General features: G+C 58.9%; 19 protein-coding genes and 1 pseudogene. 15 read left to right on the plus strand and 5 right to left on the minus strand.

Going from position 1 to position 20,774, the window contains the following annotated elements; translation table 11 throughout:
* Positions 1 to 145: 145 nt before the first annotated feature.
* The 5 genes from TSACC_RS07640 to TSACC_RS07660 all read left to right on the plus strand — a co-directional run bounded on the left by TSACC_RS07640 (position 146) and on the right by TSACC_RS07660 (position 6,491).
* The gene (locus TSACC_RS07640; protein ID WP_169809575.1) at positions 146 to 1,936 is read left to right on the plus strand and encodes a heparinase II/III family protein; all 1,791 of its coding nucleotides are present in this window, start codon (positions 146 to 148) and stop codon (positions 1,934 to 1,936) included.
* 6 nt (positions 1,937 to 1,942) lie between these two features.
* Entirely contained in the window at positions 1,943 to 3,283 is a 1,341-nt protein-coding gene (locus TSACC_RS07645; RefSeq protein ID WP_084400292.1) for an acetylxylan esterase, read from the plus strand.
* A gap of 6 nt (positions 3,284 to 3,289) precedes the next feature.
* Complete coding sequence (locus TSACC_RS07650) at positions 3,290 to 4,033, plus strand: hypothetical protein (protein WP_075078762.1); 744 nt, start codon at positions 3,290 to 3,292, stop codon at positions 4,031 to 4,033.
* 18 nt (positions 4,034 to 4,051) lie between these two features.
* Positions 4,052 to 5,356: a DUF2334 domain-containing protein gene (locus tag TSACC_RS07655; protein ID WP_075078763.1), complete on the plus strand. Its 1,305-nt coding sequence runs from the start codon at positions 4,052 to 4,054 to the stop codon at positions 5,354 to 5,356.
* A gap of 67 nt (positions 5,357 to 5,423) precedes the next feature.
* Positions 5,424 to 6,491 carry a LacI family DNA-binding transcriptional regulator gene (locus TSACC_RS07660; protein ID WP_075078764.1) on the plus strand — a complete coding sequence of 356 codons (1,068 nt, stop codon included), beginning with the start codon at positions 5,424 to 5,426 and terminating at the stop codon, positions 6,489 to 6,491.
* Here TSACC_RS07660 and TSACC_RS07665 read toward each other — a convergent pair.
* Both TSACC_RS07665 and TSACC_RS07670 read right to left on the minus strand, forming a co-directional pair.
* A complete protein-coding gene (locus tag TSACC_RS07665) occupies positions 6,488 to 8,029 on the minus strand; it encodes an amylo-alpha-1,6-glucosidase (protein ID WP_075078765.1) in 1,542 nt (513 codons plus the stop codon). The genes TSACC_RS07660 and TSACC_RS07665 overlap by 4 nt on opposite strands.
* Positions 8,030 to 8,076: 47 nt before the next feature.
* Entirely contained in the window at positions 8,077 to 10,503 is a 2,427-nt protein-coding gene (locus TSACC_RS07670) for a beta strand repeat-containing protein (RefSeq protein WP_075078766.1), read from the minus strand.
* Between the two features lie 154 nt (positions 10,504 to 10,657).
* On the opposite strand from TSACC_RS07670, the pseudogene TSACC_RS22680 reads away from it, so the two are divergent.
* Positions 10,658 to 10,801 (plus strand): annotated as a pseudogene (locus TSACC_RS22680) (LacI family DNA-binding transcriptional regulator); the annotation flags it as partial.
* A 15-nt stretch (positions 10,802 to 10,816) separates the two neighbouring features.
* A complete protein-coding gene (locus TSACC_RS07675) occupies positions 10,817 to 11,722 on the plus strand; it encodes a LacI family DNA-binding transcriptional regulator (protein WP_237763919.1) in 906 nt (301 codons plus the stop codon).
* On the opposite strand, the gene TSACC_RS07680 is transcribed toward TSACC_RS07675, so the two are convergent.
* Entirely contained in the window at positions 11,656 to 12,750 is a 1,095-nt protein-coding gene (locus tag TSACC_RS07680; protein ID WP_084400294.1) for an NAD(P)/FAD-dependent oxidoreductase, read from the minus strand. The genes TSACC_RS07675 and TSACC_RS07680 overlap by 67 nt on opposite strands.
* Positions 12,717 to 13,190, minus strand: a complete 474-nt coding sequence (locus TSACC_RS07685) for an SRPBCC family protein (protein WP_101927830.1) — start codon at positions 13,188 to 13,190, stop codon at positions 12,717 to 12,719. Before TSACC_RS07685 ends, TSACC_RS07680 begins: the two co-directional genes overlap by 34 nt.
* 113 nt (positions 13,191 to 13,303) lie before the next feature.
* Between TSACC_RS07685 and TSACC_RS07690 the strand changes: the two genes are divergently transcribed.
* The 3 genes from TSACC_RS07690 to TSACC_RS07700 all read left to right on the plus strand — a co-directional run bounded on the left by TSACC_RS07690 (position 13,304) and on the right by TSACC_RS07700 (position 16,365).
* Positions 13,304 to 13,576, plus strand: a complete 273-nt coding sequence (locus tag TSACC_RS07690) for an SWIB/MDM2 domain-containing protein (RefSeq protein ID WP_075078769.1) — start codon at positions 13,304 to 13,306, stop codon at positions 13,574 to 13,576.
* A 115-nt stretch (positions 13,577 to 13,691) separates the two neighbouring features.
* Entirely contained in the window at positions 13,692 to 15,581 is a 1,890-nt protein-coding gene (locus TSACC_RS07695; RefSeq protein WP_075078770.1) for a KUP/HAK/KT family potassium transporter, read from the plus strand.
* Positions 15,582 to 15,636: 55 nt separating this feature from the next.
* The gene (locus TSACC_RS07700; RefSeq protein WP_075078771.1) at positions 15,637 to 16,365 is read left to right on the plus strand and encodes a polyphosphate kinase 2 family protein; all 729 of its coding nucleotides are present in this window, start codon (positions 15,637 to 15,639) and stop codon (positions 16,363 to 16,365) included.
* 10 nt (positions 16,366 to 16,375) lie between these two features.
* Here TSACC_RS07700 and TSACC_RS07705 read toward each other — a convergent pair whose 3' ends face one another.
* Positions 16,376 to 16,846, minus strand: a complete 471-nt coding sequence (locus tag TSACC_RS07705; protein ID WP_153811330.1) for a hypothetical protein — start codon at positions 16,844 to 16,846, stop codon at positions 16,376 to 16,378.
* A gap of 230 nt (positions 16,847 to 17,076) precedes the next feature.
* On the opposite strand from TSACC_RS07705, the gene nuoB reads away from it, so the two are divergent.
* The 5 genes from nuoB to TSACC_RS07730 are packed head-to-tail and all read left to right on the plus strand — an operon-like array spanning position 17,077 to position 20,766.
* Positions 17,077 to 17,598 carry an NADH-quinone oxidoreductase subunit NuoB gene (gene nuoB / locus TSACC_RS07710; protein ID WP_075078773.1) on the plus strand — a complete coding sequence of 174 codons (522 nt, stop codon included), beginning with the start codon at positions 17,077 to 17,079 and terminating at the stop codon, positions 17,596 to 17,598.
* Positions 17,595 to 18,206: an NADH-quinone oxidoreductase subunit C gene (locus TSACC_RS07715; protein WP_075078774.1), complete on the plus strand. Its 612-nt coding sequence runs from the start codon at positions 17,595 to 17,597 to the stop codon at positions 18,204 to 18,206. The genes nuoB and TSACC_RS07715 overlap by 4 nt, the downstream gene beginning before the upstream one ends.
* Complete coding sequence (locus TSACC_RS07720; protein WP_075078775.1) at positions 18,203 to 19,273, plus strand: ribonuclease D; 1,071 nt, start codon at positions 18,203 to 18,205, stop codon at positions 19,271 to 19,273. Before TSACC_RS07715 ends, TSACC_RS07720 begins: the two co-directional genes overlap by 4 nt.
* A complete protein-coding gene (gene nadC, locus TSACC_RS07725) occupies positions 19,266 to 20,102 on the plus strand; it encodes a carboxylating nicotinate-nucleotide diphosphorylase (protein WP_075078776.1) in 837 nt (278 codons plus the stop codon). Before TSACC_RS07720 ends, nadC begins: the two co-directional genes overlap by 8 nt.
* Positions 20,089 to 20,766 carry a biotin--[acetyl-CoA-carboxylase] ligase gene (locus tag TSACC_RS07730; protein WP_075078777.1) on the plus strand — a complete coding sequence of 226 codons (678 nt, stop codon included), beginning with the start codon at positions 20,089 to 20,091 and terminating at the stop codon, positions 20,764 to 20,766. The genes nadC and TSACC_RS07730 overlap by 14 nt, the downstream gene beginning before the upstream one ends.
* Positions 20,767 to 20,774: the final 8 nt, after the last annotated feature.

Here is a 20,774-nt window from a genome sequence, read left to right on the forward strand (position 1 = left end):
TGCTCAGAGGAAAAGGGAGAGAGAGGGTGCTGGACAAATGAGACGTCCCCCGACGCTGTTGATACTCCCCTTGGTTACCGCCTCCCTGCTTGCAACGGATCCTGCATTCAGCCAGCCTGCGCCTTCGCCTGTTCCCCAGGTTTCCTTGAGCGCCTCGCTTGCGCCGCGCATCGCAGAGATCGAGGCGATGTTGCCCGAGAAGCCGCAGACCTTCGCCCCGTCCTTTGATAATCGCGCCCCTTGGGAGAAACTGGCGGCCGACACCGAGTTCCGCGATTCAAGTTTCAAGCGGGCAGACTACTTGTTGCCCCAGCCGATTCCCGAGGTGACAGATGCCCAGTGGGATGAGGCGATTCGCACGAAGGATCGCAAGGTCGAGAAAGTGCTCGATATGCGGCGAAACCGGCTCGCGGTTTTCATGCTGTCTGAGGGCATGCAGAACCAGGGAAAATACATCCCTGCGATCCTCAAGGAGATCGAGGCGATTTGCGGAGAGCGCAGTTGGGTCTTTCCGGCCCATCAGTCCTTTACTGGAAGCAACGATCTCGGGTCTGCCATGACCTCGTGGAGTCTGGCCACTGCCATCGGGATGCTGGGAGACCGCATGCCCGAGGCCCTGCGGCAGACGGTTAAGGAGAATATCTATCGGCGGGTCATCAGCCCCTATCTCGAGCAGTCTCGCGATGCGTCGCTGAAAAAAGACTGGTGGCGTACGAATGAGAACAACTGGAATGCCGTCGTGCATGCCGGCATCGTGGGTTCCGCGCTGACCACGGTGGACTCCCGCGCAGAACGCGCCGAGGTTCTTGCCCTAGCTATTTCCGAGACGCCATTCTACCTCGGAGGCTTTGCTGCGGATGGTTACTCCCATGAAGGAATGGGGTACTGGAAGTATGGCTTTGGCCATTTCATTCTCATGGCCGAGACTGTGTACTCTGCCACCAATGGCAAGATCGACCTGCTGAAGGACCCGGTGGCCCGCAAGCTCGCAGAGTTTCCGCTTCGCTTTGATGTGGCGGAAGGCATCTATCCGGCCTTTGGCGACTGTCAGCTCTATGAGCAGCAGCCCACCTGGATCTATAACATTCTTAGCTCTCGGTTTGGCATCGGGCTGCCCACGAAGAGGTCATTGATTCTTGATGGTACGTTTTACAACTTCCTTTACGCCTGGGGGGTGAATCTCGGATTGGCCGCGGAGAGCGCAGCTTCCCAGCCCGAACCTCGCCCGCTCCGGGATTGGTTTGAGAACAATCAGGTGCTGGTGGCTCGCACGGCACCGGGGGTCACGCCATCCCTCGGGGTGGCGATGAAGGGCGGCAACAATGGCATTGCTCACTCCCATAATGATCTCGGCCAGTTCGTCGTTGCCTTGAACGGCAAGCTGATATTGGCCGATCCCGGCATGATGGACGTGGGCGGGCAAATCTACGGCCCCAACCGCTACGATAGCGCGATCAATAACTCCTACGGGCATTCTGTTCCCGTCGTTGGCGGAAAACTACAGGGCAACGGACCAGCCTTTGGGGCTCACGTGGTTGACAAGAGCTTTTCGGACAAGGTGGACAGCGTGACGCTCAGCTTGCGGGGAGGGTACAACCTGTTTGCCATCAACGAGCTCACCCGTCGTCTCGAGCTTGATCGCGAAGCCGGCAAGATCACGGTCACCGATCACATGACCGCCGACAAGCCGGTCGCGTTTGGCACCGGGTTGTCCACGTACGGAGAAGCAAAAGAAGAGTCGCCCGGGGTGTGGCTTGTCACCCAGGACGGACAGACGCTGCGAATCACCATCAGCGCGGGTGGAACCCCATTCACCGTCAAATTTGAACAGCTCAAGGACAAGTCCCGTTTCGGACAAGTCAAGCGGCTCGGGATCGAACTTACGGAACCCTCCGCCGATGCCACCATCACAACAGTCATTACCCCAGCATCCTAATCAACGATGAATCGTTTTCTTCCCATTGCTACAGCCATGGCGCTACTTCCCCTCATATCCGGCCATGCGGCCAGTACGGCATCGAATCCCAAGATCGTTTCGGACTACACACTTTCTGTCTATCCGGATCGGGAGGACGCCATCTACAAGAAGGGTGACAAAGTCGAGTTTCAGGTCCTCCTGCTCGGAAAGAATCCGACGGACGACGCGGAAGTCTCCTGGAAGGTCAGCAAGGACGGCGTACCACCTGTTCAGCAAGGCAAGACCAAACTGAAGTATGGCAAGGCGGTCATCCCGGCGTCACTCGATGAACCCGGATTTTTGCTCTGCGAGGTTTCCTTCAACGATGGAAAGCAAAACCTCCAGACGAGCGCGTCCGCGGCGATCGATCCCACGGAGATCAAGCCGAGCATGCCCACGCCCGATGACTTCGATGCCTTCTGGGATGGAAAGAAGGCGGAACTCGCCAAGATCCCTATCAACGCCCGTCTGACTCCAGTGGAGACTCCTCCGGAACGTCCGGGTGTCGAAACCTTTGACGTGCAGCTCGATTGTCTGGGCAAGCCTGTCTCGGGCTTTTACTCGCGACCGATTGGAGCTAAGCCCGGTTCCTGCCCGGCTCTGCTTCTCGTCGATGGCGCGGGAGTCCGCAGTTCCGACAAGCTTTGGGCGATCCGTCCGGCGACGAAAGGGTTTCTCGGGATGGGCATCAACGCTCACGGCATTCCGAATGGGCAACCCGGCACCTACTATGCCGCCCTCGGTGATGGTGAGCTGAAAGGCTATCGCACGGACGGGCGCGAATCCCGGGATACCTATTACTTCCTGGGTATGTATCTCCGCGTGAAGCGAGCTCTCGACTTCCTCATGGCCCAGCCGGAATGGGATGGCAAGGTGCTCATCATCAATGGGGGAAGCCAGGGTGGAGGGCAGGCGTTGGCCGGTGCGGGGCTGGAACCTCGCGTCTCCGGCATCGTGGTTATGATTCCCGGCCTGTGTGATCTCACCGGCATGGCGGCTGGACGTATCGGCGGCTGGCCGAAGCCGGTGCCCAAAGATGCGGCGGGCAATCCCGATCCGGTAATCCTTAACAACATGCGGTATTTTGATTGCGTGAACTTCGCTCCTCGCATCAAGGCGGAGACAAAGTTCTGGCTGGGATTCAATGACATTGTTACTCCGCCGACCGGCCAATATGCCGCCTACAACGCCATCACCGCTCCCAAGACTCTCATCACCGCGCCGGAGTATGGACATGGCGGAGAGGCCCCGAATTTCTGGCCACTGATCAATAACCTGATCTATGATATGGCGGCTCAGCAGCAGAAGAAAAACTCCACCCCCTGACCGCTCATGAACGCTCAAGCTTCCTTCCTTTCACTTGGCCTGCTGGCTCTGCTGGCAGCGGGATCCTTTGCTCTCGCCGCCGAGGTCGTGGTGGAAGATCATTTCGAAGACGTCGGCGAGTTTGAGAACACCAACCTGGTGGAGTCCAAGCTTGCATGGGAGTCGGCCATGAACCGGCAGGCCCTGGGTGTCATGGGAGATGCCGACGGACTCAAGACGGGAAACGCGCTTTTCATCGGCAACAACCTTGCGTTTGCACGTATCCCCGATATCGCGCTCGAGGTGGGCAGCACCCTGACTTTGACCCTCAGATTCCGGGCGACCGATCCGAGTCCCGAGTTTGGCGGTCCTTTTCGGCTCGGGCTGGCGCAGAGTCGGGATGATTATCCGGAAAAGGGCGACACGATCGGGTACTGGCTTTTACTTGGCACCCAGGGAGGGTCGGTTTCCTTCGAGACCAACGCCGACTCGCTTATTGGTGGAGGCAATGATGGGGTGGGCATTGGGGAACCCTTCAAGAAAGACCTGGTCTGGAACCAGCCTCATACTGTGGTGATGAAATTTTCACGTCCGGCTGCGGAGAAGGTGGAGATTCGCGTGCAGATCGACGGAGGAGAGGAGTTCATCCGCACGGATACTGCGGCGAGTGTCACCACTTTTAACATCATTGGTTTGCGGGTCGCGGATCGCCAGGGCACCAAGACGTTCGTGGACGATGTGAAGCTGGAGCTCACGAAGGGATCAAATTAGCGAGGACGCCGGAGCATTGTGAAACGCCTTGCTGTCGTTGGGGTCGGCGTACTTTTTGTGCTGGCCGGGGGCTTGATCGCGGGAAATATCGAGAATCCGGGTTTTGAAAGCGGTCTGGAAAAATGGGACGTCCAGGGTGCACCTGGCGCCGCATTTGAAACACTCAAGGAGGCTGCATCCATCGGAGAACTTGGCCTGCGGGTAAAGGTGATCTCCACCCCGGCAGCCGGGATGATGACGAGTTCCCAACTACCGGTTGAACCGGGTAAGTCCTATCGCCTTGCCTATTGGTTTGGTGGTGGGGGGCCCACGCCGGCAGTAGCCTCCATTGAGATCGTATTTTTTGATGAAAAGGGTGCTGCATTACCTGCTCCCCAGTCTCCCGCGGGAAAGAAAGCCCGCACCGTGGCCACTGGCAGTTCTTCCTGGGCTGGATACGAACTCGCCGCAATCGCGCCCGTCGGCGCAAAGACCGCCGCCGTATGCATCAAGCCCATGAACGGGCAGGGTGGAGCGGTGGATTTTGACGACATCCGCCTGGAGGAGATGCCTGCCCAGTCGACCGGTTCGACACCGCCTCCTCTGGATTCGCCGCGTATCCAGGAGTTGAAAGACGAGATCCAGAAAAACCCGACCCGGGGCAAACAACCGCCGAAGGTCGTGATCAAGCTCGATGATCTCAAACCCGCGCAGGGAGGAGGAATCAGTCCGCAGTGGCAGCGTGTGGTCGACTACGCGAGGGCAAAGAATGCCAAGCTCAGCATCGGAATCATCGCGCAGTTCATGGAATCGGGAAATGCGGAATTCTTCAAGTGGGTGCAGGACCTGAATGCGGCGGGGAGCGTGGAGTTCTGGCATCATGGCTGGGACCATGCGGCGGAGGGAAACCTCAAGGAATTCTCCGGCCAGCCTTACGAGCGCCAGAAGGACCACATGACCCGGGCCAATGCCCTGGCGAAGGAGAAGCTGGGCTTTGTTTTCACGAGCTTTGGCGCCCCATTCAACGCCACCGACGCGAGCACGGTAAAGGTACTCTCGGAGGATTCCGACATTACGGTCTGGATTTACGGTGATCCGAGGAACCCGGCAGGGAAAACCGTGCTGCCACCGAGTCCGGTCATGATCGAAACGCGCGGGCGGCCTGATTTTGAGGCTTTCCTGGAGGCTTATGCCCATAACCGCGGAATCGGATCATTCGCTATGCAGGGCCATGCGGGTGGATGGAAGGACGACGCTTTTGACCAGTTTCGGGCCATGGTGGATTTTCTGCAAAGCCAGAACGCTGAGTTTGTCTTTCCCCGGGATTTCGCGGGCAAGGACTAACCGTGCTCTGGAGGGGCTGGCCAAGATAAATGGTGTCTTTCCCACCTTGAACGTGCATAGCTAGGGCATGGCGGTACGTCGAGTTTCCCAGAAGAACGTAGCCGATGCGGCAGGCGTCCATGTGACCACGGTTTCGCTCGCGCTGAAGAACAGTCCGCGCCTGCCGGTTGAGACCCGGGAAAAGATCCAGCGCATCGCACGGGAGTTGGGCTATCAGCCCGATCCAATGCTCTCTGCTCTCACCATTTATCGGCGTAAGGTTCACCAGCCGTATTTTCAGGGTACGCTGGCCTGGCTCGATAATCTCAAAGGAGGCTCTCAGCCGCCAGCCAAGGCGCGGTATCGCGATTATTGGGATGGAGCGGTCGAGCGTTGCTCGGAGCTGGGATACCAGATCGAGGAGTTTTCTACAGACGAGATGTCGCTTTCCCGGATCTCGAAGGTCCTGAAAGCTCGCGGCATCTCCTGCATCCTGCTGCCTCCGCAGCCCAGGCATCTCTCGCATATCAAGTTTGACTGGGAGAACTTTTGCGCATTGTCCTTCGGCTTCAGCCTTGCCTTTCCCCGGCTTCACCTGGTGACCAACGCCCAGTACAGGTCGGCGCGTCAGGCGGTACGTACCATCCGTTCCTACGGGTATCGGCGTATCGGATTCACCACTCTCCGGGTCATCGAACTGCGGACCGACCAGAATTTTTCCTCCGGGTATCTGGCGGAACACCGGCTGGGACGCCGCGAACCTCTGCCCATTTTTGAGTTTGATGATGCTCAGAAATCGGTGCGTCGGACGTTCGTCCGAGAGTTTACCAAATGGTTTCGCGCCAATAAACCGGATGCCATCATTTCGCTGGATCACGAGGTCGCAAATGCCCTGAAGACATTGGAGATCGAACCATCCAAATGCGGCTATGCCTCACTCCATCTGGATAGCGCCGAGTCAGGCGTGGCGGGGATCTGTCAGAATGACAAGCTCGTGGGCCGTGCTGCAGTTGACTACATCGTGGATATGTACAATCGCAATGAGCGGGGTGTCCCGGGCGTGCCTTATCGCGTACTGGTGGAGGGGACCTGGGTCGATGGGGCGACGCTACCGCGTCGGGTGAGTCCCACCGTGCCGATAGCGCCCGTGCTCTAGACGGATAAACTGGTGACGCCCGGCGGTAATGTCTGCTCGATCCGCTGGCCGTTTACCATCATCACCAGGGTAAATTCCGCAGTGGAGACGGCAGTGACGGCCAAGGGAGAGTGCACTGAGTCACGAGCTTCCGCGATGACCGAGACGGTGGCGGTGCCCAGTTGCAGATTGTCGATTCCGTGGCGATCAGACCGCCGAATGGTCCACTCAAGGCGACGGTTTACTCCATCGCAGTGCAGCCCCAGGATATTCTCGATAACGAGCGCGATCGGGCCGATGCCTGTCCAGCCGACGAAGTCCTTCATGGCTGGATCGCCGGGGCGGAAAGGAATCTCCGGCGCATAGTTTTCCCACACCGTGCCAGTGTCGCGAAAAACGGCTTCCATTCCGTCGAGATACCGCGTCGCAGTCTCGGCGGCAAAATCCCCGTAGCCACAGCGCTCCAGCCCCTTGATGATGGCGTAGTTTGTCGGCGCCCACACCGCGCCCAGCCAGTAGCCGCCGTTTTCGGTGTAGTCGGGCTCGTCGGCTGCAAGGGTTGGAAATACGAATGGTCGCCAGAAGCGCGTCTCGTCTTTCAGGTGGGCGACGAGGCGCTCGGCCTGCTCGGATGAGGTAATGCCCGCCAGCAGAGGCCAGAATCCGCCGGATGTCTTGACTCGTACCTGGGAACCATCATTCCTGACGTCGTAGTAAAAGCCGTCCTCGGCATTCCAGCACCAGCGATTGATGCGCTCACTGATGGCGGTGGCTTCCTGGCGAAAGCCAGCGGCTTTCTCAGACATGCCGAGTTCTTCGCAGATGGTGGCGAGATCATTGTACTGAATGACCATCTGGCAGGACATATCGACCCAGCCATTGCCTCCGCGCGGGGCATTGTCCATGCCGCAGCCGAGCGGGGTGTTCCAGTAGAGTCGGTGGACGGAGCCGGCGGATTGACGGCCTTTGTCGACCCAGTCTGGCTGGTCGTCATAGTGGTCGGGGTCGCTCTCCGTATTCAACCATGCGACATATTTTTCCAGCGGAGGCAGCACGGAGGCGAACCGGCTTTTGTCTCCGGTGGTGCGAAATGATTCCGCCTCAGCCCAGCTGAAGAGGGGCGGATTGACAGCATCTCTCGGGCCTCGGAAATAAAAGTCCGATCCATCGCGACGAATTTCCCGGCAGATAAACCCGCTCGCGTGCTGGCGGGCATAAAAGTTGTCCAGCGACTGCACGGCGGGAAACGCCCGGTGACCATAGCGGGCAAACATGATCATGAAGATCGTGTCCCATTGGAAAACGTTGCCGTTGAATGCCGCATCCAGATAGTCCGAAACGAGGCCGGATTCCGCTTCTGGCTGGCGGAGGTGCTGAAAGGCCAGTTCCCAGCACCGCCAGTACATCTCCAGCCATCCGCGGTTCCCGTCCAGAATGGGGCGGGGCAGCGCTTTTCTCGCATCGGCAAAGCCGGGCAGAGCGCTTGCAGGCTGATAATCTTTCTTTTGAAAATAGGCGCCCCGCGGCGAGTCGGTCGAGGAGGAGGATTCGGAGGACATTGAGGCAGTTACCCTGACAGGATTCAACCGGCAGAGCCATTCCCAATCTAGGCTTTGCGGCGGCGCAGGACGACCAGGGTGGTCAGGCCGACGATCAGGCAGGCAAACGTCCCGGGTTCCGGCACTGCCACCGTGAGATTGAGATCGCCGGTCGTCTGGGAAAAGCTCCAGATCTCGTTGCCTTGGGTAAGAGTCCAGATGCCTCCGCTGTTGGTCAAAGTCCCACTGTAGCTGCCAGCGAGTACGACGGATGAGAAGCTCCCGCTGGTGGAGCCGAAGGAGAACAAATCAAAGGTGTAGTCTCCTGTGCCAAAGGTCGTGCCAAGATTGAGCACCAAAGCGCCATCGTAGGTCAGCAGATTGCCGACCATGACGGCGTCAAATGTGGTCCCTCGCGAGGTGCCGTTGATTTCCATCGTCACCGTGGCCGATGATTGAAGCGTCAGGTTGTTGAGGAACGTGATCTCGCCTGGGCTGTTGCCGGGTTTGAGGTTGCCCTTGATCGTGGCAGCACCTCCGATGGTGCCGCTGCCACCGAGGGTCGCGCCCGCATCGACTGTCACCGTGCCGGAGCCATTGTTTCCATTGATGAGGAGCGTGCCCTCATGAACCAGCGTGCTCGAGTAGTTGCCCGAGCCCGAGAGCGTCAGTGTGTTCGCTCCGATCTTGGAAAGGGCGCGCGTGGAGGTCTGGTTGGTGGCGTAGGTGAAGTTCCCCGCGGTGGTGTCGATCGCCACGCCGGTTGTCGCATTGAGCGTGAACCCGGACAGCGTGTTGGCGAAGAGTGAGTCCACATCGGCGGAGGAGTAGTCATTGCTCCCGCCGACGCCGAGGCCGATGAAAGTCCCTGCAGCGGCCGTGACAGTGCTGGCGGAGGACTTGGCGGACTTGTTCGCAAAGACCAGCGTGCCGCCGCTGACGGTTGTTGCACCCGTATAGGTATTGCTGCCGGAAAGCACCCAGGTGCCAGTTCCGCTCTTTGTCACGCTGTTGGTGTATTGTCCGCCGGAGTTTACCCCGACGGATGGGTTGAAGACGTTTCTACCCGTATTGGTCCCGGTCAGAATCAGGGAGTGGACGGTGGTGCTATTGCTAAAGGAAACGGCGCCGGAGCTCGTAAAACTCAGGGTGTGAGCCGTATTGGCTGCGGAGGAGTCAATCGTTGCCGAAGTCCCCGACCCGAAGTTTGAAATCGTAAAGAGGCGATCGGTCGAGGCGGTATTGGCCGCTGTGTGCTGGATACCTCCTCCGGCAAAGACAATATCTGCTGCAGAGCCTGCGGCCGAGCCCTTTCCAAGGCCGCTGGCTTCGTTGATGTTTCCAAATTGTTCGACGTTGGCCATACCGCCCCAGAGCGTCGTTACACCGGTATAAGTATTGAGGCCCTTGAGATAGGTCGTTCCCGTCAGGCTGGCAGAACTATATACGCCATTTGCATCATAGCGATCTGCTCCGCCCATCAGGGTCACCCCCGTGGTGAAGCCAGAGGCATTCGCTATCACGGTATCGATGACCAGGGAATTGCCCGCAGTGGCGCCGAGGCGCAAAGTTGATGCTGCGTTGGTAAAGGTCATTGCTCCATTCAGCGTCAGAGTCGTGCCCGTGGATGAAGCCATGTTGGCAATCAGCGGGCTCCCTCCTGAAACCGTAATGGCGCGATTCGAGCTTTGGCTCGTTGAGCCGATATAGCCGAAGATCCCGCCGCCTGCCATGCCGACTACAGAGTTCGCACCGGTGGACGCGCCGAGACTGGAAACTTCCCCGACATTGCCGATGGATGTGAAGTAGACGCGGCTGCTTCCGGTGATTTTACTGTCAAACGTATTGCTATCATTGGACAGGACGAGGGCGGGGGTGGTGGACAGGCCGGGCCCGTAAGCGGAGAATTGCGTCGCGATGCTGGAGCTGGCTCCGCCGCCGGTGACCAGAGACTTGAGAACAAGCACTCCCGGCTGGGTCACTGTGGCGGTTACGTTGGGATTGGCCGCGAACTGCACGAGGTGCGCCGCATTCGAGAGATTCAGCGTGACGTCGCTGCTGATGATCGCCTTGGACCCGTTTGGCGAGGGCACCACGACATTGCCCGCCAGCGAGAGCGTCGTCTGCCCGGCCGTGCCTGTGCCATTCAGCGTGATCGACTCGCTCGTGGTGATGGTGCTGGAGGTCGTTCCAAAGAGGAGATCCTTGACTGCATAGGTGCCTGCCGTGCCAGAGAAGGAATAGGTGCCAGCACTTCCGATCACACCGAAGTTGATGTCATTCGATGACGTAAAATTGGCCGTTCCGCCCGAGTAGTTTGCTCCGTCTGTCCACACCGTGCCAGCGGTGCCTCCTGCTACGCCACTTCCATTCCAGACATTGGTTTGTGCCGAAAGCGAACTGAGACCAGCGAGAGCAGAGATCGCAAACGCGAGATTGGATGCGTATCGCCGCGCTTTCTTGGTTCGGTGGAGGGAGCGTGAAAGAGGTTTCATGGAACGATCTGTTTCTCCGGTGAATGATCCCGCGGAAAAAGCATCGCAACGGCCCATCCATTCACACGATAGAAAGTGGACCGGTTCCAATGGATGGGGCGTTCCGGTTTATTTGGTGTCTTTTCAGAGAGGGTTATGTCATAGCGGAGGTGCGATGGCTGTTCGACGTGTCTCCCAGAAAAACATCGCCGAGGCCGCGGGTGTCCATGTGACCACTGTGTCCCTGGCTCTTAGGAACAGTAAAAGCTTGCTGCCTGAAACTCGCGAAAAGATCCAACGGATCGCGCGTGAACTAGGCTATCAACCTGACCCTATGCTCTCGGCGTTGACGGTTTACCGGAAGAAGGTGCAGATGCCGTATTTCCAGGGGACGATCGCCTGGTTGGACAACCTGAAAAAATCGGGCGCCAAACCCTCGAGCAAGGTGTTTCCCGAATATTGGGCGGGTGCGCGAGAGCGATGTGAGGAACTGGGGTATCATATTGAGGAGTTCTCCTCCTCCGACATGTCGCTGACGAGGATTTCCAATATTCTCAAGGCGCGAGGCATCTCCTGCATCTTGCTGCCACCGCAGCCGCGGCAGGTGGCTCATATGAGGATGGATTGGGAGAATTACTGCGCTCTTTCCTTTGGGTTCAGCCTGACGCATCCCCGCCTGCACCTGGTCACGAACGCCCAATATCGAGCGGCGCGGCTCGCTGTGCGAACCGTGCGACGTTACGGTTATCGACGGATCGGACTTGTCACGCTGGACGAGATCGAGGTGCGTACGGATCACAATTTTTCCTCCGGCTACCTTGCCGAGCATCGCCTCGGCGACCGTAAGCCACTGCCCATTTTTGAGTACAGCTATGGGAAAGCAGCTTCCCGGCGCAGCTATGCCAAGGAATTTGCCAAGTGGTTTCGCAACAACCAGCCCGACGCGATCATATACTTGGATAATGATGTGCCAAATGCCTTGAGGGCATTAGGGGTGGGGCCGGATATGTGTGGCCACGCCTCGCTGGCGGCTCCCGCTGAGGGAGGAGAGCTTGCCGGGGTCCATCAGAATGGCAAGTTGGTCGGGCGCACCGCCGTGGACTATCTCGTCGATATGTACAATCGCAACGAGCGGGGCGTGCCACAAACTCCCTTCCGTCTGCTCGTGGAAGGTTACTGGGTGGATGGCGAGTCGCTGCCTCGTCGCGTCGTGCCGAGTCGGACCGCGCCGGCGGATTGAAGCTCGCGGGCCAGTTGAACGCCCGCTGTGGCTCCGGACAGCCAGGCGGATTCCACGTTGCCACGTCCGAATGCATCGCCCGCCATGTAGAGCGGGGCAGAGTTAAGGAATCTCCAGTAGGGGATATCGGAGAGAGGTTGGGAGACCTTGGCGTAACGCCACCGATGGACCTGTACCAGGTCGGCCTCTCTCAGGGTCGGACAGATTCTCCCAGCATGTTCCAGCATGAGTCGGCCGGCGGCAGAGAGATCGCCCTCCAGATGTTCCTGGCTAAAAGCCGAGGAGCCGTGAAGGACGACAAATCGCCGGAGGGGAGCAGGTGTCCGTTTACTGAAATCCGCACCGAGCCAGGTGAGGACATCATCTTGGGACGTCTGGATGCCTTTCCATTCCGGAGAGGCTCCCTTCAGCTCCACGATGGCTGCCAGGCAAGGATCAACGCGTATGAACTCCAGAGCGAAGCGATTGGGCTCGTCGAAGAAGCTCCCAAGGAGCTTCTGCCCCTGAGGAAAAGGCAGGGTGGAAAGGATGGCCTTTGATCGGATGATCTGGCCGTTTTCGCATTCGGTGAGGAAGTCGTTGGCATCCATCCTGATCGAGGTGACGAGATGGTCGTGCAGCACATTCACCGAGCGAAAACAGTCCTTTGCCAGCGACGTCATGCCTCGCGGGCAGGCGTAGCGCGAGTGGATTTCGTCGTCCCGGGGAGAAGAGACGGCACCGTCTTCGAAACGGTGAAAACCGGAGCACCACTCGAAACATGTGCCTTCTGAAATCCATCGGCGAACGGTTTCTGCAAAATCTGCCGAACGCACTGTAAAGAACTGTGCGCCATGATCGACCGGGATGCCGGCGATCCTTCGTGTGGCGGTGCGCCCTCCGACGCCACGGCTCTTGTCCAGCACAGCGAGGGTAAGGCCAGCCGCACGCAATGGCTCTATCGCTGCTCCTGCCGCCAGGCCCGCCCCGAGGATGGCCACATCGACATCCATGACTATTGGGAGGGTGTTGGCTGGCTGAAGAGGCATCGGATCGCGAGCTCGCGATAGTCAAAGATATCCCGGAGTTGCCGTTTCACAAAGGGAAGAGCGAGATTTCCCAAGACGCCAAAAGGGAGGCTATAGCGGACAACGTCGCACATGATCGTGTGTTCTCCCTCAGCGTGGAACTCATGCCGATGGACCCACTCGGCATACGGTCCCGTGACTTGCACATCTGTAAAACTGTGGGGAGGGTCCCATTCTGCGATCTGGCTACGCCAGCGGAGCGGGATGCCAGCAATGCGTAACTGATAGTCAATCATGAGGTTGCGTTTCATGTCGAGTGGGTGCGCGCTGGCGATGCGAAAGCCCATGCCGGGGGGGGTGATCCGCTCCAGATTGCGAGCGTTGGCAAAGAAGGGGAAAACCTCCGCCAGCGGTCGAGGCACATGCGTCGTGCGTTCCAGGATGTGTGTGCGAGTTGCCACGTCGAGAATTGCTTACGCTGCAAGCCCCTGCCGGGACGCGATTTTGCCTCAAAAAACGACCTGTAATTCTGATTTGCCTGTCGAGGGAAACACTGAGAGAATCCGCCGGACGTATGGCAACCACCAAGAAACCCACGAAAGCAAATTCCGCCCTTGCAAAACCCGTTCAGCCGGATGAAGTCCTCGCGAAGGTCGTCGGCTCGACGCCCCTTCCCCGTACGGAACTCACCAAGAAGATCTGGGACTACATCAAGAAGAACGGTCTGCAGGACGAGAAGAAGAAGACCCTCATCAACGCTGACGACGCCCTGAAGGCGGTGTTTGGCGGCAAGAAGCAGGTGACGATGTTTGAGATGACCAAGCTGGTCAACGCTCACGTCAGCTAAAAATCCCCCCTTATCATCTTTTAAAAAGCGGACGCAGGCTCTCTGCGTCCGCTTTTTTTTGTGGTTTGCAGTAAAAAATCTTCATAGTCGGCGCGCAAACGGTTAAAGCGGCGGCGTGCCAGCCGATTCCGCCCAAAGAAAGCTGCCATTGGCGCTAGCCGCCCTCGGTGTCGTCTTCGGAGACATCGGGACGAGTCCTCTTTATACCTTTGAGACCGCCCTTGGCGCGGTCTCTCCGATCAGCAAGGTCGAGGTCCTTGGGGTGGCGTCTCTCATCGTCTGGAGCCTGCTGCTCATCGTCACGCTCAAGTACGTATTCCTCGTCATGCGGGCGGATTACCACAAGGAGGGAGGGGTGTTTGCCCTGCTTGCCTTACTGCGGTCCAAGGACAGCCGTAGCGACACATTGAGACTGCCCTTCTATATCCTGCTCCTGCTTTTTGGCGCCGCCCTGCTATTTGGTGATGGCACGATCACTCCCGCAATCTCAGTGCTGAGTGCGCTGGAGGGATTGGAGGCGGTGAACCCGGATTTCAAGAGACTGGTCGTGCCGGCCACGGTGGCCATCCTGCTCCTGCTTTTCTCCGTGCAGCGGCTTGGCACGGGACGGCTCGGGTTTGTCTTTGGCTGGGTCATGCTGGCCTGGTTTGTGACGATCGGCTCGATCGGCCTTTACTGGATCATTCGCAATCCCGAGGTGTTGGTGGCGCTGAATCCGCTGTATGCCCTCGGTGTGGTCCGCGAGGCGGGGTGGCAGACGCTCACGCTCATGGGGGCTGTCGTCCTGGCTGTGACCGGGGTGGAGGCCTTGTACGCGGACATGGGGCATTTCAGCCGCAAGGCGATCTCGCTTGCATGGCACGGCGTGGCCTTGCCGGGGCTGCTGCTCAATTATCTCGGTCAGGCATCGCTCGCTCTGGAGCGACCGGAGTATTTCCAGACGAATAATCCCTTCTTCCTCATGGTGGCTCAAGGCTGGCCGACGGCGTTGCTCGTGGCATTGGCGACCGTGGCAACCGTAGTCGCATCGCAGGCTCTCATCTCCGGGGTATTCTCGCTCACCGCGCAGGCGCAGGAGCTGAATTTCATTCCCAAGTTTCTCATCATGCACACCAGCCGTCAGGAGCGAGGACAGGTTTATGTGCCCTCGACAAACTGGCTGCTCGGGTTGACCTGCATCCTGCTCGTTCTCACCTTTCGCTCCAGTGATAACCTTGCTGCCGCCTATGGACTTGCGGTGGTGGGCACGATGGTCATCACCACTCTCTCCCTCTTTCTGGTGATGAGGCGGTGCTGGCGGTGGCCTCTGGTTCGCGCGCTGGTCATCACGGTGGTGTTGCTGGTGATCGAGGTGCCCTTCCTGCTTTCGTGCCTGACGAAATTTCCCAATGGCGGATATTTTCCCGTCGTCGTGGCCTGCCTGCTGCTGGCTGTGATGCTCACCTGGCATCGTGGCCGGGCGATCATCCTCAATCACATGCGCTCCAGCCGGGGTTCCGTCCTGGAACTGGCCAGCGTGATCGAAGCAGAGCCGGGCAGCCATGGGCAGATGGTCTTTATCACTTCCAATCGCCAGCCGCGCTATGCGGCGGCGCGTGCTTTTGAGATGCTGCGGCGAGGTGGCACGCTGCGTGGGCAGGTCGTGCTCCTGAGCCTCGTCAACGCGATGGAGAGCGATGTCGACATGCCGCGATGCGTCGAGGTCCATCGCATCAGCGACAAGCTCTGGCATGTCGTCGCCATGCATGGATATATGCAGGAGCCTCATGCTCTCGAGATCATGGCACGGGCTCACGAGTTGAGTAATGGCGAAATCGCCAAGGTGGGGAATGAAACCTTTTATGTCCTCGGGCGGGAACTGATCGTCGAGTATTTCGGCAATCGCCTGGCGCGCTGGCGGAGGGCGCTGTTTGGCTTCCTGAGCCGCAACGTGAGCTACGCACCAGACTACTTTTACATCCCGCACGAGCAGATCGTGGAGTTCACCTGGATGATGCGAGCCTGAAGAGGGGGCTTTCCTTTTTTACTCCCAACCGATAATTCCCCGGATCACCACAGCCATGGCGAAAGAGCGCATAAAACTCGACGATCTCGACCAGTCCAGTTCACTCGAACAGGACGACTACAAAAAGCAGCTCAAGAAGTACCAGCTCGAGCTGCTCAATATGCAATTGCTCCTGCGCGAGCAGAAGAAGAACGTCGTCATCGTGATGGAAGGGCCGGATGCGGCAGGCAAGGGGGGCGCGATCAAGCGCGTCGTCGAGCGTCTTGATCCGCGTCTTTGTCGCGTTTACTCGATCGTCAAGCCGACGCCCGAGGAGTACCAGCATCACTACATGTGGCGCTTTTGGAACAAGCTCCCTCCCTACGGACAGATCGCCATCTTTGATCGTTCCTGGTATGGACGCGTCCTGGTCGAGCGTGTGGAAAAATTCTGCTCCGATGCGGAGTGGAAGCGGGCCTACGGCGAGATCAATGAACTCGAGCGCCAGCTCACGGACGACGGCTCCATCGTCATCAAGTTTTACCTGCATATCACCAAGGATGAGCAGCTCGATCGCTTCAAACGTCGCGAGGCCGATCCCTACAAGCACTGGAAGATCAGTGACGAGGATTGGCGCAATCGCCGTCACTGGAGCGATCACAATGCTGCGGCGGAGGATATGTTTGAGAAAACTTCGACACCCAACGCCCCCTGGATCGTGATCCCGGCAAACTACAAGTGGTATGCCAGGGTGAAGGTCGTCAAAAGCGTGGCCGAGACCCTCAAGGCATCGCTCAAGCTGTAGTCGGCACGCCTTACGCGTCGATCCGCGAAAGATCGACCTGGACGTAGCGGATGCCACCCGTGTCGAGAGCCGTGTCGATGATTGTCGCCACGGTCGAGGCGCTCATGCTGGGGCTCAACCGCAGGTATGCACCGGAATCGCGCACCGTCGCGCCGGAGCAGACAGACTCTGGAAGGTTCGGAATGGCCTTCAGCTTGGACCGCAGACGATTCAGGACGATGGCCTCTTCAAAGAGTGAGGCGCTCGGCTCCTTTTTGCCTTTTCCCAGCTTGGCAAACACCATGACACCGCGGTTCGACTCAGCCAGTTCTCCGTTGCGGACGAGTGAAATGATCTGGTCCTGCCGGGAGTCCCGGGGAGTCGATACGTAAGCAGGTCCCTTCGGATTGGCCGGGGGCACGACAGCCATTTGGTCGCTGGTTCCGTAACTACGTGCTCCTTCATCCGTCGTCGTGGCGCTGGCCAGAGACGCGGGGCGCATGTGAATCACGGCGGCTGTGCCCGGTGGGGATGGAGGCGGGGGAGTCTTGGTGGAACATCCCGTAAATACGGCGGAAACCGCGCACAATAGAACCGATATTTTCCAACCGGCCTCAAACCCGACTCTCATTTCCTGCATGGGTGCCATGAAACCGCAGAAAAAACAAGCGAGGGCAGGGACAATCGCAACTTTGCGCTTGCCGCTCGCGCTGTTAAAAATAGCTTCACTGCATGAGCCAGAATAACCCCGTCGCCTACGACTCGAAGATCGAGGGCAACGTGATTTTCACGAAATTGGACGCCGCCATCAATTGGATGCGTGGTAACTCGCTCTGGCCGATGCCCATGGGACTCGCCTGCTGCGCCATCGAACTGATGGCCGCCTCGTCCTCACGCTTTGATATTTCCCGGTTCGGAGCAGAAGTGATGCGTTTTTCGCCCCGTCAGAGCGACGTGATGATCGTTGCCGGCACGGTGACCTACAAAATGGCACTCGCAGTCCAGCGCATCTGGGAGCAGATGCCGGAGCCAAAGTGGTGTATCGCCATGGGAGCCTGTGCTTCCAGCGGCGGCATGTACCGTAGCTACGCGGTTCTCCAGGGCATTGACCACCTCATCCCGGTTGACGTCTACATTTCCGGATGTCCGCCCCGCCCTGAGGCTCTGCTCGACGGCCTGATGAAGCTTCAGAAGAAGATTATGACAGAAACGGCTATCAAGGATCAGAAACGCGCTCTATTGGAGACCGTATGAGTTCGCAGGATCCCGCCACCTCCTTCCGCGACAAATTTGCCGACTCGATCATCTCGGAAACCGATTTCCGGGGTGAGAAGACCTTTCTGGTCAAGATTGAGGCCCTTCACGACGCGGCCAGATATTTAAAAGACGAGCAGGGGTTTGACTACCTCATCGACATTTCCAGCATCGACAATTTCGGGGATTCGCCCCGGTTTGAGATCGTTTACGAGCTTTGCAATCTCGGCAAGGGTGCCCACATCCGTCTGAAGGCGCCTCTCGCAAGCGATGAGGAACCAGTCGCTCCTACAGTGGTAGATCTTTGGCCGACGGCCGACTGGCACGAGCGCGAGGCTTATGACATGATGGGGATCAAGTTTGACGGGCATCCCAACCTGACTCGCATTCTTATGTGGGAGGGATATCCGTACCATCCCCTTCGCAAGGACTTCCCCCTTCAAGGTAAACCCAGTGAAACTGAAGAGGTGGCGTTCACCGATGTGGCGCCGCTGGCTGGTGGACCTTTCGTGACTGTTCCCACTTCGGGAAACACGCAGGTTCGCGAGCCCCGTGCCCGCCGCGCTGGCGACGAGCCGGTTCACGAGAAATTTATCGCCGAACCTTGATCTCAGATCCATCGGGACTCCAGGCGCTGATCGATCGCCTTGCGCCCCTCCCGCAGATCGCCGTCGATACCGAGGCGGATAGTCTGCACAGCTACTTTGAAAAGCTGTGCCTCATCCAGATCAGTGCGGACGGCGAGGATTTCCTCGTCGATCCCCTGGCGGGATTTTCCCTCCAGCCGCTATATGACGCACTGGCACCGAAGCGGTTGGTATTCCATGGGGCCGACTACGACATGCGGCTCCTGCATCGCTACGGGCAGTTTGGCGCGACGGATGTCTTTGACACGATGATCGCGTCGCGGCTTTGCGGCTATCGCGAACTGGGCCTTGCTGCCCTGGTCGCCAAGCACTTTGACGTCAAGCTTTCCAAGGCCTCGCAAAAGGCCAACTGGGCGATCCGGCCGCTTTCCAGGCAGATGCTGGAATACGCTGTCAACGACACAAAGTATCTCCTGACCCTTGCTCAGATCCTCGAGGCGGAACTCCGCCGACTGGAGAGGTGGGATTGGTTTGTTGAATCCCGCGATCGCATGATGGCCGCCGCCCGCGAGCCTCGCGAGCGCGACGAGAACTCTGCCTGGCGCATCTCCGGCAGCGCAACGCTGAGTCCGCAGGCGCAGTCCGTGCTGCGCGTGCTCTGGTATTGGCGCGATGGTGAGGCGAAGTCGTGGGACCGACCGCCATTTCATGTGATGAGTAATGACGACCTCGTCCGCATCGCCGAGAAGGCGGTGAAGGGGGAGCCGTTCTCGACACCACGCATGAGCAGTCGTCGCAGGAAAAGCTTTGAGGTCGTCCTCGCGCTTGCTCTCCATATCCCGGAGGACGAGTGGCCTGTGCCTCCCAAGACCCGCCGTCGGCGCCCGACTCGCGAGCAGACGGACAGATTTGAAAGCCTTCGCCGCACTCGGGACAAGGTGGCGGCAGAGATCGGTCTGGAGCCTTCCATCGTCGCTCCGCGCGGCGCCTTGGAGGCTGCCTCGCTCGATTTGAATACGGCGGCATTGATGAACTGGCAGCGTCGTCTGCTCGGTCTCGAACCGCACCAGACTCCTGTTAATGTTTGACCTCATCGACGCAGCGCTTCGCGAGGATATCGGCACCGGGGACCTGACAACCCGGTATTTCACTGATCCGGCCCGCCTGGCCACTGCCCGAGTAGTCGCCCGGGAGCAGTGTGTCCTCGCTGGCGGGGAGGTGGCCCGCGAGGTCTTTCACCGCGTGGACCCGGAGCTGGAGCTTATCCATCTTTTTCCCGACGGCATGGTCTTGGAGAAAGGAGTTGCGGCTCTCGAGATCCGGGGCAGGGCGGCTTCGCTTTTGACCGCGGAGCGTACAGTGTTAAACTTTCTCCAGCGCCTTTCCGGCGTTGCGACGATCACCTACCGTTACGTGCAGGCTGTGCAAGGAACGGAAACGTGCATCCTGGACACCCGCAAAACCACCCCGGGGTGGAGGCTGTTGGAAAAAGCGGCTGTCGCGGCCGGTGGCGGGACGAATCACCGCATCGGTCTCTATGACATGGTGATGGTGAAGGACAATCACCTCGCCGCCTGCGCCTCTCTGGACGACCTTGCCATCTCGATCCGCCGATTCAAGGAGGCTCATCCCGACATCCGGGTGGAGCTGGAGGCGGATACGCTGGACCAGGTGCGAGCCTTTGTCGCCATGGACGGTGTCGATGTTATCCTGCTCGATAACATGACGACCGACCAAATGCGCGAGGCGGTTTCCCTGCGGCGGGAAGGTCTGGAATTTGAGGCCAGCGGTGGCATCACGATCGAGCGATTGCCCGAGATTGCCAGCACCGGGGTGGACTACATCTCCGTGGGTGCGTTGACGCACTCCGCCAGGGCGGTAGACTTGTCGATGGAGATCATCGATGACCCTGCTTGATCCTGATCTGATCCAGGCGGCGACCGGGGCAGGGAGTGTGGGCAAGCGGGTGCTTGTTTTTCGCGAGACTGCGTCGACAAATGACTTGCTGCTTCGGATGGGGGAGAGCGGGGAGCCTGAGGGGACCGTTGTTTTTGCGGAATCCCAGACTGCGGGCAGGGGACGGTTCAAGCGTCCCTGGTACTCGGCGGAGGGATTGGGCCTTTGGTTTTCCTTTCTTGTTCGGGAGGGGTTGAGCCCTGCGGTGACGGATTTGACACCAATGATCGCGGTGGCCGTGAGTGACGGATTGCGCGAGGTGACGGGGGACACGCGCTGGCGAATCAAACCACCCAATGACATTTACGGAGATGGGGGCAAAGTCGCCGGCATCCTGATCGAGGCTCGCTCCGGGCCTAGACCATTTGCTGTTGTCGGCATCGGGTTGAACGTGAACCACTCGCTCGAGGACTTTCCTTCGGAACTGCATGGCTGCGCGACCTCTTTGCGGGTGGAACTGGGCCACGTCCTCGATCGCGAAAAGGTGGCGGGAGCCGTGCTGGCGGCGGTAAATCGCTATCTGCCGGAGTTGGGCAATCCGCAGGCGGGATTTTTGAAGGTCTACGACCAACGAACCCGGGAGTGGCTGGCCTCGCGGCCGCCTTTGCAAAGTCCGGAAGTGTGATACCTTGA

Source organism: Terrimicrobium sacchariphilum (assembly GCF_001613545.1).
Lineage (GTDB): Bacteria > Verrucomicrobiota > Verrucomicrobiia > Chthoniobacterales > Terrimicrobiaceae > Terrimicrobium > Terrimicrobium sacchariphilum.

Bases quoted from the DNA above. Each gene is read 5' to 3' on its own strand.
- TSACC_RS07645 (WP_084400292.1), top strand. From the start codon at position 1,943: ATGAATCGTTTTCTTCCCATTGCTACAGCCATGGCGCTACTTCCCCTC.
- TSACC_RS07650 (WP_075078762.1), top strand. From the start codon at position 3,290: ATGAACGCTCAAGCTTCCTTCCTTTCACTTGGCCTGCTGGCTCTGCTG.
- TSACC_RS07660 (WP_075078764.1), top strand. From the start codon at position 5,424: ATGGCGGTACGTCGAGTTTCCCAGAAGAACGTAGCCGATGCGGCAGGC.
- TSACC_RS07665 (WP_075078765.1), bottom strand. From the start codon at position 8,029: ATGTCCTCCGAATCCTCCTCCTCGACCGACTCGCCGCGGGGCGCCTAT.
- TSACC_RS07670 (WP_075078766.1), bottom strand. From the start codon at position 10,503: ATGAAACCTCTTTCACGCTCCCTCCACCGAACCAAGAAAGCGCGGCGA.
- TSACC_RS07675 (WP_237763919.1), top strand. From the start codon at position 10,817: ATGCTCTCGGCGTTGACGGTTTACCGGAAGAAGGTGCAGATGCCGTAT.
- TSACC_RS07680 (WP_084400294.1), bottom strand. From the start codon at position 12,750: ATGCCTCTTCAGCCAGCCAACACCCTCCCAATAGTCATGGATGTCGAT.
- TSACC_RS07690 (WP_075078769.1), top strand. From the start codon at position 13,304: ATGGCAACCACCAAGAAACCCACGAAAGCAAATTCCGCCCTTGCAAAA.
- TSACC_RS07700 (WP_075078771.1), top strand. From the start codon at position 15,637: ATGGCGAAAGAGCGCATAAAACTCGACGATCTCGACCAGTCCAGTTCA.
- TSACC_RS07705 (WP_153811330.1), bottom strand. From the start codon at position 16,846: ATGCGCCCCGCGTCTCTGGCCAGCGCCACGACGACGGATGAAGGAGCA.
- nuoB (WP_075078773.1), top strand. From the start codon at position 17,077: ATGAGCCAGAATAACCCCGTCGCCTACGACTCGAAGATCGAGGGCAAC.
- TSACC_RS07715 (WP_075078774.1), top strand. From the start codon at position 17,595: ATGAGTTCGCAGGATCCCGCCACCTCCTTCCGCGACAAATTTGCCGAC.
- nadC (WP_075078776.1), top strand. From the start codon at position 19,266: ATGTTTGACCTCATCGACGCAGCGCTTCGCGAGGATATCGGCACCGGG.
- TSACC_RS07730 (WP_075078777.1), top strand. From the start codon at position 20,089: ATGACCCTGCTTGATCCTGATCTGATCCAGGCGGCGACCGGGGCAGGG.